This is a genomic window from Streptomyces sp. P5F9 (assembly GCF_057961495.1).
Map to the genome: position 1 here is coordinate 1 of NZ_JBXVPZ010000369.1, position 9,988 is coordinate 9,988.

A 9,988-nucleotide genomic window follows, 5' to 3' on the forward strand; every position below is an offset into this window, starting at 1 on the left:
GGTCGGGGTCAGGCCCAGGGCTCTTCCAGTCGTGCCTTGGCGGTCTGCTCGCGGCGGCCCGCTATCAGGCCGCCCGCCGCGCCCAGGGAGACCAGGCCCATCCCGGCCGCGGTCGCGATGCCCTTGACGCCGTCCATGGAGAGGTAGCAGAACGCGGCCACACCCCCGTTGAAGAGGAACAGGAACCACAGCGTCGACCGCTTCGACAGGAACGCCTTGATCTTCGGCTTCTTCGCGATGCGCGAGCCGGCCAGGAGGGAGACGGCGATACCGGTGTAGGCGGCGGCGTTCTTCGCCGTACCGTCCAGCACCGCCCCGGAGGCCGTGCTCGCGGCGAGGCCGCCGACGAAGAACGACCACAGCAGCAGGTTGGCGATGAACGACTTCACGGTGGCGAGCAGCGACTTCACGGGATTTCCTTCGGCGGGGATCGGAGGAGAGAGAGGGTGTTGTCTCTGGCCTCTACGATTCCGTCGCGGACTCGCCGTCACGAGGGACCGTTCTCCCGAATGCACGGTGTAGCGGGCTACACCGTGGGACGGGATCGGGGGATGAGGACGGGACGGGGGACGGTACGACGATGCCCCGCACCCCTTCAGCTAGGGGGCGGGGCATCGTCGTAGAAGACTGGCTGGTTACTTCACCGGCTGGGGCTCCGGGGCGTTCTCCGGTTCCGAGGTGCCTGCTGGGGGTTCGTCGTCCGACGGCTTCTTGACCGAGTCCAGGAGGAGCTGGGCCACGTCGACCACCTGGATCGATTCCTTGGCCTTGCCATCGTTCTTCTTGCCGTTGACCGAGTCGGTCAGCATCACGAGGCAGAAGGGGCAGGCCGTGGACACGATGTCCGGGTTCAGGGAGAGCGCTTCGTCGACGCGTTCGTTGTTGATGCGCTTGCCGATGCGCTCTTCCATCCACATGCGCGCGCCGCCGGCTCCGCAGCAGAAGCCGCGTTCCTTGTGGCGGTGCATCTCCTCGTTGCGCAGGCCGGGGACGCTGGCGATGATCTCGCGCGGGGGCGTGTAGATCTTGTTGTGGCGGCCCAGGTAGCAGGGGTCGTGGTAGGTGATGATGCCCTCGACCGGGGTGACCGGGACCAACTTGCCCTCGTCGACGAGGTGTTGGAGCAGCTGGGTGTGGTGGATGACCTCGTAGTCGCCGCCGAGCTGCGGGTACTCGTTGCCGATGGTGTTGAGGCAGTGCGGGCACGTTGCGACGATCTTCTTCGCCGACTTGGGTTTTGCCGACTCGACTACGACCTTGCCGTCGTCGTCCAGCTCCTCGCCGAACGCCATGTTCAGGGCCATGACGTTCTCCATGCCGAGCTCCTGGAACAGCGGCTCGTTGCCGAGCCTCCGTGCCGAGTCGCCCGTGCACTTCTCGTCGCCGCCCATGATCGCGAACTTGACGCCCGCGATGTGGAGGAGTTCCGCGAAGGCCTTCGTCGTCTTCTTCGCGCGGTCTTCCAACGCGCCGGCGCAGCCGACCCAGTACAGGTACTCGACCTCGGACAGGTCCTCGATGTCCTGGCCGACGACCGGGACCTCGAACTCGACCTCCTTGAGCCACTCCAGGCGCTGCTTCTTCGCCAGGCCCCAGGGGTTGCCCTTCTTCTCCAGGTTCTTCAGCATCGTCCCGGCCTCGGACGGGAACGCGCTCTCGATCATCACCTGGTAGCGGCGCATGTCGACGATGTGGTCGACGTGCTCGATGTCCACCGGGCACTGCTCCACGCACGCGCCGCAGGTGGTGCAGGACCACAGGACGTCCGGGTCGATGACGCCGTTTTCTTCGAGAGTGCCGATCAGGGGGCGCTCGGCCTCGGCCAGGGCGGCGGCGGGGACGCCTGCGAGCTGCTCCTCCGTGGCCTTCTCCTCGCCCTCCATGGACTTGCCGCCGCCCGCCAGCAGGTACGGCGCCTTGGCGTGGGCGTGGTCCCGGAGGGACATGATCAGGAGCTTCGGGGAGAGCGGCTTGCCCGTGTTCCAGGCCGGGCACTGCGACTGGCAGCGGCCGCACTCCGTGCACGTGGAGAAGTCCAGCAGGCCCTTCCAGGAGAACTGCTCGACCTGGGAGACGCCGAAGACGTCGTCGTCCCCCGGGTCGGTGAAGTCGATCGGCTTGCCGCCCGACGTCATCGGGAGCAGGGCGCCGAGGGACGTCTCGCCGGTCGCGTTCCGCTTGAACCAGATGTTCGGGAAGGCCAGGAAACGGTGCCAGGCCACGCCCATGTCCGTCTTCAGGGCGACCGTGATCATCCAGATGAAGGAGGTCGCGATCTTCACGCCGGCGAAGAGGTACGTGAGGTTCTGGAGCGTGGAGACGTCCAGGTGCCGCAGGGCCGAGACCACGGGGTACGAGATGAAGAAGGACGCCTCGTAGGCGTCGACGTGGTGCTGGGCCCCCTCAAGGGCGTGCAGCATGAAGATGCAGACGCCGACGATGAGGATGACGGCCTCGACGAAGTACGCCTGGCCGAAGTTCGAGCCGGCGAAGCGGGACTTGCGGCCCGGGCGGTTCGGCTTGCTCAGCTGGCGGATCACGATCAGGGCGAGGATGCCGAGGACCGTCATCGTGCCGATGAACTCGACGAAGACGTTGTACGGCGCCCATTCGCCGATGACCGGCAGCAGCCAGTCGGCCTGGAAGAGCTGGCCGATGGCGTTGACGATCGTCAGCAGCAGTGAGAAGAAGCCCACCGCCACGAACCAGTGCGCGACGCCGACGACACCCCAGCGGTTCATCCGGGTGTGGCCGAGGAACTCCTTGGCCACGGTGACGGTGCGCTGGACGGGCTCGTCGGTGCGGGTGCCCGCCGGCACGTTCTGGCCGAGTCGCATGAAGGTGTAGATCTGGAGGACGGCGCGGGCGAACAGCGCCACACCGACCACGATCAGAACCAGCGACACGATGATCGCGGCGAGTTGCATTTCAGGGCTCCTCGGGCCTGCGAGGGGTCATGGCATCACCGCTCAGCACATTACTAAGCGGTAACTTAATCGGTTCGACCGAGACTACCCCTATCTTGCGTCGCACTGTAGCCAGCCGTGCGGTGATGTGTGTCGCTGAGGGTCACCTAAAAAGACCTGCTCCGGGCTTGTTCCCAAGCTTGTTACGGTCTGATCGTGTTATTCGTACTGAATTGGTACATTTGCGTCTAATTTGGATTCGTGCTCTACGGGATTCTCGCCGCCACGACCGCCCTGCTCCTCGCCGCCGTCCTCGCCGCACTGCTCCGGGTGCCCGCCCTCAAGGCCGGCCTCGTCGACCGGCGGCGCCGGACGCGACCGGTGCCGCTGCTCGGGGGACTGGCCGTCGTGCTCGCCGTCGTATCGGTGACCTGGGCGTGCGACTGGACCGGCGTCGCCCCCCTCGGTGACGGGGTCGGCGGACTGCTGGGCGCCGGGTCCGCCGTGGCCGCGCTCGGGCTCGTCGCCGATGTGTGGCGGCTGAAGACGCGGTTCCTCGTCCTCGGTACGGCTGTCGCGGCGGCCTGCGTCGTGCCGTACGGGGAGATCGGGGTGCCCGGCGGGCTGCTGGCGGCGGTCTGGATCGTGTTCGTCGCCGGTGCCTTCAAGGGGCTCGATCACGCGGACGGGCTCGCCGGGACCGTGGGGGTGGTCACCGCCTTCGGGGTCGGGGCCTGTGCCGCGATGGAAGTGATGGACGGGTTCGCGGTGTTGCTGAGTGTGCTGGCCGCCGCGCTCACCGGGTTCCTGATGCACAACTGGTATCCCGCGCGGATCGCGCTCGGCGCGTGCGGGTCGCTGTTCACGGGGTTCGTGCTCGCCTCGGCCGCCGTGGTCACGCAGGTGGGGCGCGGGTTCGCGTCCAGTGCGGGGGTGTTGTTCGCGCTGACCGCGGTTGCCAGTGCCGATGCCGTACTGGTGCTGCTGTCGCGACGGCTGGCCGGGCGGGCGTTGTTGCGGGGCGGGCCCGATCATCTCGCCCATCGGCTGCGGCGGTTGGGGCTCACTCCGCAGGGAGCGGTGGTGGTCCTGGGGATCGGCGGGTTCTCCGGAGTGCTCGTCGGGGTGCTCGTGCACAACGGGTGGGTCGGCGAATCCGCCGTCGTGTGGGTGGCGGGTGCGGCCCTGGTCGTCGTGTTCGGACTGCTTAAAGTCACTGTCTACGGGGTGCGGCGTGCCGCGTCCACGCAGGTCAGAGGCCAGTTGCGTGTAAGGAACGGATAAGAGTTGAGCCTGGTCGACTCAGCTCTGTTGACCCAGCGGTGAGTGTCGTGCACACTTGAGTCCGTTCCACTCAAGTCATTGCTGGAGGAATCAACCATGGCACGTGCGGTCGGCATCGACCTGGGCACGACTAACTCCGTCGTCAGCGTTCTTGAAGGCGGCGAGCCCACCGTCATCACCAACGCAGAGGGCGCCAGGACCACGCCGTCCGTCGTCGCCTTCGCCAAGAACGGCGAGGTGCTCGTCGGAGAGGTGGCCAAGCGCCAGGCGGTCACGAACGTTGACCGGACCATCCGTTCCGTGAAGCGCCACATGGGCACGGACTGGAAGATCGAGCTCGACGGGAAGAACTTCAACCCGCAGCAGATGAGCGCCTTCATCCTGCAGAAGCTGAAGCGCGACGCCGAGGCCTACCTGGGCGAGAAGGTCACGGACGCGGTCATCACCGTCCCGGCCTACTTCAACGACTCCGAGCGCCAGGCGACGAAGGAGGCCGGCGAGATCGCGGGCCTGAACGTCCTGCGCATCGTGAACGAGCCGACCGCCGCCGCGCTGGCGTACGGCCTCGACAAGGACGACCAGACGATCCTCGTCTTCGACCTCGGTGGCGGCACCTTCGACGTGTCCCTCCTGGAGATCGGCGACGGCGTCGTCGAGGTGAAGGCCACGAACGGCGACAACCACCTCGGTGGTGACGACTGGGACCAGCGGGTCGTCGACTACCTGGTGAAGCAGTTCGCGTCCGGCCACGGCGTGGACCTGGGCAAGGACAAGATGGCCCTCCAGCGTCTGCGCGAGGCTGCCGAGAAGGCCAAGATCGAGCTGTCCAGCTCCACCGAGACCTCGATCAACCTGCCCTACATCACGGCGTCCGCCGAGGGCCCGCTGCACCTGGACGAGAAGCTCACCCGGGCCCAGTTCCAGCAGCTGACGGCCGACCTCCTGGAGCGCTGCAAGACGCCGTTCCACAACGTCATCAAGGACGCCGGCATCTCCATCAACGAGATCGACCACGTCGTCCTCGTCGGTGGCTCCACCCGTATGCCGGCCGTCGCGGAGATCGTGCGCGAGCTGACCGGCGGCAAGGACGCCAACAAGGGCGTCAACCCGGACGAGGTCGTCGCCATCGGCGCGTCCCTCCAGGCCGGTGTCCTCAAGGGTGAGGTCAAGGACGTCCTGCTCCTCGACGTGACCCCGCTGTCCCTCGGCATCGAGACCAAGGGCGGCATCATGACCAAGCTGATCGAGCGGAACACGACGATCCCGACCAAGCGGTCCGAGATCTTCACCACCGCCGAGGACAACCAGCCCTCCGTGCAGATCCAGGTCTACCAGGGCGAGCGCGAGATCGCGGCGTACAACAAGAAGCTCGGGATGTTCGAGCTGACCGGTCTGCCGCCGGCCCCGCGCGGTGTCCCGCAGATCGAGGTCTCCTTCGACATCGACGCCAACGGCATCATGCACGTCACGGCCAAGGACCTCGGCACCGGCAAGGAGCAGAAGATGACCGTCACCGGCGGCTCCTCGCTGCCGAAGGACGAGGTCGACCGCATGCGCCAGGAGGCCGAGCAGTACGCGGACGAGGACCACCGTCGCCGCGAGGCCGCCGAGTCCCGCAACCAGGGCGAGCAGCTCGTCTACCAGACGGAGAAGTTCCTCAAGGACAACGAGGACAAGGTCCCCGGCGAGGTCAAGACCGAGGTCGAGGCCGCCGTAGAGGAGCTGAAGGCCGCGCTCAAGGGCGAGGACACCGCCGAGATCCGCACCGCCACCGAGAAGGTCGCCGCGGTCTCGCAGAAGGTCGGCCAGGCCATGTACGCCGACGCCCAGGCCACGCAGGCCGCGGGCGGCGACGCCCCGGGTGCCGAGGCGCCCAAGGCGGACGACGACGTGGTGGACGCCGAGATCGTGGACGACGAGCGCAAGGACGGTGCCGCGTGACGGAGGAGACCCCGGGCTTCGACGAGAAGCCTGATGTCCCTTCCGGCGCCACCCCCGACGACGCCGAGCCGCAGGCCGCCTCCCCCTCCAGCAGTGGGGAGGGGGCGGCCCCGGCAGGGGACGCAAGCGCACAGATCGCCGGTCTGACGGCCCAGCTGGACCAGGTGCGCAAGGCGCTCGAAGAGCGCACCGCGGACCTCCAGCGGCTCCAGGCCGAGTTCCAGAACTACCGCCGCCGGGTCGAGCGGGACCGCATCGCGGTCAAGGAGATCGCCGTGGCGAACCTCCTGACCGAGCTGATGCCCACGCTCGACGACATCGGCCGCGCGCGGGAACACGGTGAACTCGTCGGCGGTTTCAAGTCGGTGGCGGAGTCGCTGGAGACCGCCGCGGCGAAGATGGGACTGCAGCAGTTCGGCAAGGAGGGCGAGCCCTTCGATCCGACGATCCACGAGGCCCTGATGCACTCGTACGCGCCGGACGTCACGGAGACGACCTGCGTGGCGATCCTTCAGCCCGGGTATCGCATCGGCGAGCGCACCATCCGCCCCGCGCGGGTGGCGGTCGCGGAGCCGCAGCCCGGCGCCGCGCAGACCGGCAAGGCGGAGTCCTCGGACGCCGCCGAGACCGCGGACGACGACAAGGAGAGCGGTGGCCCGGACGAGGGCTGACATCGCACCCCACGGGACCCGCAAGGGGAGTAGCACCAAAGGAAAGGAGGGACGTCGAGGATGAGCACCAAGGACTTCATCGAGAAGGACTACTACAAGGTCCTCGGCGTCCCCAAGGACGCCACCGAGGCCGAGATCAAGAAGGCGTACCGGAAGCTCGCCCGCGAGTTCCACCCGGACGCCAACAAGGGCAACGCCAAGGCCGAGGAGCGCTTCAAGGAGATCTCCGAGGCCAACGACATCCTCGGTGACCCCAAGAAGCGCAAGGAGTACGACGAGGCCCGCGCACTGTTCGGCAACGGCGGCTTCCGCCCGGGGCCGGGCGGCGCGGGCGGCGGCAACTTCAACTTCGACCTGGGCGACCTCTTCGGAGGCGGCGCCCAGGGCGGCGGCGCCGGGGGAGCCGGCGGCTTCGGCGGCGGGATCGGTGACGTCTTCGGGGGCCTGTTCAACCGCGGCGGCACGGGCACGACCCGTACGCAGCCGAGGCGCGGCCAGGACATCGAGTCCGAGGTCACGCTCAGCTTCACGGAGGCCATCGAAGGGGCCACGGTCCCGCTGCGGATGTCCTCGCAGCAGCCCTGCAAGGCCTGTTCGGGCACCGGCGACAAGAACGGCACACCGCGCGTGTGCCCGACCTGCGTCGGCACCGGTCAGGTCGCGCGCGGCTCCGGCGGCGGCTTCTCGCTCACGGACCCGTGCCCGGACTGCAAGGGCCGGGGCCTGATCGCCGAGCACCCGTGCATCGAGTGCAAGGGCAGCGGGCGCGCCAAGTCGTCCCGGACCATGCAGGTCCGGATCCCCGCAGGGGTCACGGACAGCCAGCGCATCCGGCTCCGCGGCAAGGGCGCACCGGGTGAACGGGGCGGTCCCGCAGGCGACTTGTACGTCATGGTGCACGTCGACGCGCACCCCGTGTTCGGCCGCAAGGACGACAACCTCACGGTGACGGTCCCGGTGACGTTCGCCGAGGCGGCACTGGGCGGCGAGGTCAGGGTGCCCACCCTGGGCGGGCCCCCGGTGACGCTGAAGCTGCCCCCGGGCACGCCCAACGGCCGGACGATGCGCGCCCGCGGCAAGGGCGCGGTCCGCAAGGACGGCACCCGGGGCGATCTCCTCGTCACGGTCGAGGTGAGTGTCCCGAAGGACGTCACGGGGAATGCTCGTGACGCACTGGAGGCGTATCGAGAGGCGACCGCGGGCGAGGACCCGCGGGCGGAGCTGTTCCAGGCCGCGAAGGGAGCATGAGAGTGATGGACGGCCGTCGACGCAACCCGTACGAGCTGACCGAGGAGACCCCGGTCTACGTCATCTCGGTGGCGGCCCAGCTCTCCGGCCTGCACCCGCAGACGCTGCGCCAGTACGACCGCCTCGGCCTGGTCTCCCCGGACCGCACGGCCGGGCGCGGACGGCGCTACTCGGCCCGCGACATCGAACTGCTGCGCACCGTCCAGCAGTTGTCGCAGACCGAGGGCATCAACCTGGCCGGCATCAAGCGCATCATCGAGCTGGAGAACCAGGTCGTCGCGCTCCAGCAGCGCGTCGCCGAGCTCCAGTCGGCGGTCGAGGGCGCGGCGGCCACGATGCAGCAGCGCGAGGCCGCGGTGCACGCGTCGTACCGGCGCGACCTGGTCCCGTACCAGGAGGTCCAGCAGACCAGCGCGCTGGTGGTGTGGCGGCCGAAGCGGCAGCAGTCCTCGGACTGACGTCCACGTACACGTGAAGGGGCCCGGAGACCGATGTCTCCGGGCCCCTTCACGTGTACGTCTCGCGGGCGCGGAACTCGTCGCGGCGGCACATGGCCGTTGCCGATCAGGACTTGTGAAGACGGGAGTTGGTTGTGCTTATCTTTGCCCGTTCATGAACTCCCGTTGAGTGGAGGGTCCGTAAAGAGCGTTTGGATGGGGTTCCGCAGCATCTCCACATACCAAACGGAACGTGGCGTTGCCATCTCGTTAAGTAGTTCCGCTTGACGCCGGTGGTCGCGGCCGCGTTGGCTTTTCAGTCACCTGGGTCGCAATGCTGCACCCACGTCCGCACGGCACCAGAAGTGAGCACCCAATGCGTCGTATCGCCATATCCGTGGCCGCGTCCTCGCTGGCCCTCCCCCTGGCCGCCTGTGGCGTGCTCAACTCGTCGGGGAGCAGCACGGACGCGACTCCCGCGAAGGGCAACGACATCACGGTGGGGGTGCTCATGCCGGAGAAGACGAACACGCGGTACGCGGAGTTCGACTACCCGATCATGAAGGCGAAGATCCAGGAACTCACCTCGAACAAGGGCAAGGCCGAGTACGCGAACGCCGGCGGCGTCGCGGCCACGCAGGACAAGCAGATGCAGAAGATGATCGACGAGAAGGTCGACATCATCGTGCTCGACGCCGTCGACTCGCACGCCATCCGGACCATGGTGAAGAAGGCCAAGACCGCCGGCATCCCGGTCATCGCCTACGACCGGCTGGCCGAGGGCCCGATCGACGCGTACGTCTCCTTCGACGGCGAACTCGTCGGCGAGGTGCAGGGCCGCTCCCTGGTCGAGGCGCTGGGCAGCAACGTGGACACCTCCGACAAGATCGTCATGATCAACGGCTCGCCGACCGACCCCAACGCCGCGGTGTTCAAGGGCGGGGCGCTGTCCGAGTTGCAGGGCAAGGTGACGATCGCCGAGAGCTACAACACCAAGGCCTGGGACCCGGACATCGCCCAGAAGGAGATGACCGAGGCGATCGGCAAGCTCGGCAAGAACAACATCGCCGCGGTGTACTCCGCCAACGACGCGATGGCCGGCGGCATCATCAAGGCCCTGAAGGCGTCGGGCCTGACGAAGATCCCGCCCGTCACCGGCCAGGACGCCGAACTCACCGCCGTGCAGCGGATCGTCACCGGCGAGCAGTACATGAGCGTCTACAAGCCGTACCCCGACCTCGCCGAGGCCGCCGCGAAGATCGCGGTCGCCAAGGTCCAGGGCAGGGACATCGAGTTCGACGCCCTGACCCGTGACACGGTCGACAGCCCCACGAACAAGAAGATCCCCTCGCAGCTGGTGTCCGTGGTCGCGCTGACGAAGGACAACATCAAGACGACGGTGGTCGCGGACGGGATCTACAAGATCTCCGACATCTGCACGGCCGACTACAAGTCGGCGTGCTCGGTCATCGGGCTGAAGTAGGGCGGCGGCGGGGGCAGG

At 67.8% G+C, this 9,988-nt stretch carries 8 protein-coding genes; 6 read left to right on the forward strand and 2 right to left on the reverse strand.

The features are described 5' to 3' along the window. Positions 1–8: 8 nt before the first annotated feature. Together AC31A1_RS38590 and AC31A1_RS38595 are read right to left on the reverse strand one after the other, a co-directional pair. Complete coding sequence (locus tag AC31A1_RS38590; RefSeq protein ID WP_489657751.1) at positions 9–410, reverse strand: hypothetical protein; 402 nt, start codon at positions 408–410, stop codon at positions 9–11. Positions 411–635: 225 nt separating this feature from the next. Beyond that, positions 636–2,927 carry a (Fe-S)-binding protein gene (locus tag AC31A1_RS38595; protein ID WP_489657752.1) on the reverse strand — a complete coding sequence of 764 codons (2,292 nt, stop codon included), beginning with the start codon at positions 2,925–2,927 and terminating at the stop codon, positions 636–638. A 240-nt stretch (positions 2,928–3,167) separates the two neighbouring features. Between AC31A1_RS38595 and AC31A1_RS38600 the strand changes: the two genes are divergently transcribed. The 6 genes from AC31A1_RS38600 to AC31A1_RS38625 all read left to right on the forward strand — a co-directional run bounded on the left by AC31A1_RS38600 (position 3,168) and on the right by AC31A1_RS38625 (position 9,970). Further along, positions 3,168–4,190 carry an MraY family glycosyltransferase gene (locus AC31A1_RS38600; protein ID WP_489657753.1) on the forward strand — a complete coding sequence of 341 codons (1,023 nt, stop codon included), beginning with the start codon at positions 3,168–3,170 and terminating at the stop codon, positions 4,188–4,190. A gap of 96 nt (positions 4,191–4,286) precedes the next feature. Beyond that, a complete protein-coding gene (gene dnaK / locus AC31A1_RS38605; RefSeq protein ID WP_393751005.1) occupies positions 4,287–6,131 on the forward strand; it encodes a molecular chaperone DnaK in 1,845 nt (614 codons plus the stop codon). Beyond that, entirely contained in the window at positions 6,128–6,802 is a 675-nt protein-coding gene (grpE, locus tag AC31A1_RS38610) for a nucleotide exchange factor GrpE (RefSeq protein WP_489657754.1), read from the forward strand. The genes dnaK and grpE overlap by 4 nt, the downstream gene beginning before the upstream one ends. 60 nt (positions 6,803–6,862) lie before the next feature. Further along, positions 6,863–8,050 (forward strand): molecular chaperone DnaJ, encoded by a 1,188-nt coding sequence (dnaJ, locus tag AC31A1_RS38615; protein ID WP_393751009.1) that lies wholly within the window; start codon positions 6,863–6,865, stop codon positions 8,048–8,050. A 5-nt stretch (positions 8,051–8,055) separates the two neighbouring features. Further along, positions 8,056–8,508 carry a heat shock protein transcriptional repressor HspR gene (locus tag AC31A1_RS38620; RefSeq protein ID WP_033284884.1) on the forward strand — a complete coding sequence of 151 codons (453 nt, stop codon included), beginning with the start codon at positions 8,056–8,058 and terminating at the stop codon, positions 8,506–8,508. 355 nt (positions 8,509–8,863) lie between these two features. After that, positions 8,864–9,970, forward strand: a complete 1,107-nt coding sequence (locus tag AC31A1_RS38625; RefSeq protein ID WP_489657755.1) for a sugar ABC transporter substrate-binding protein — start codon at positions 8,864–8,866, stop codon at positions 9,968–9,970. Positions 9,971–9,988 lie beyond the last annotated feature (18 nt).

What these genes read in the sequence shown, in the direction of transcription:
- AC31A1_RS38625 (WP_489657755.1), top strand. Translation starts at nt 8,864, where the DNA reads ATGCGTCGTATCGCCATATCCGTGGCCGCGTCCTCGCTGGCCCTCCCC.
- AC31A1_RS38595 (WP_489657752.1), bottom strand. Translation starts at nt 2,927, where the DNA reads ATGCAACTCGCCGCGATCATCGTGTCGCTGGTTCTGATCGTGGTCGGT.
- dnaJ (WP_393751009.1), top strand. Translation starts at nt 6,863, where the DNA reads ATGAGCACCAAGGACTTCATCGAGAAGGACTACTACAAGGTCCTCGGC.
- dnaK (WP_393751005.1), top strand. Translation starts at nt 4,287, where the DNA reads ATGGCACGTGCGGTCGGCATCGACCTGGGCACGACTAACTCCGTCGTC.
- AC31A1_RS38620 (WP_033284884.1), top strand. Translation starts at nt 8,056, where the DNA reads ATGGACGGCCGTCGACGCAACCCGTACGAGCTGACCGAGGAGACCCCG.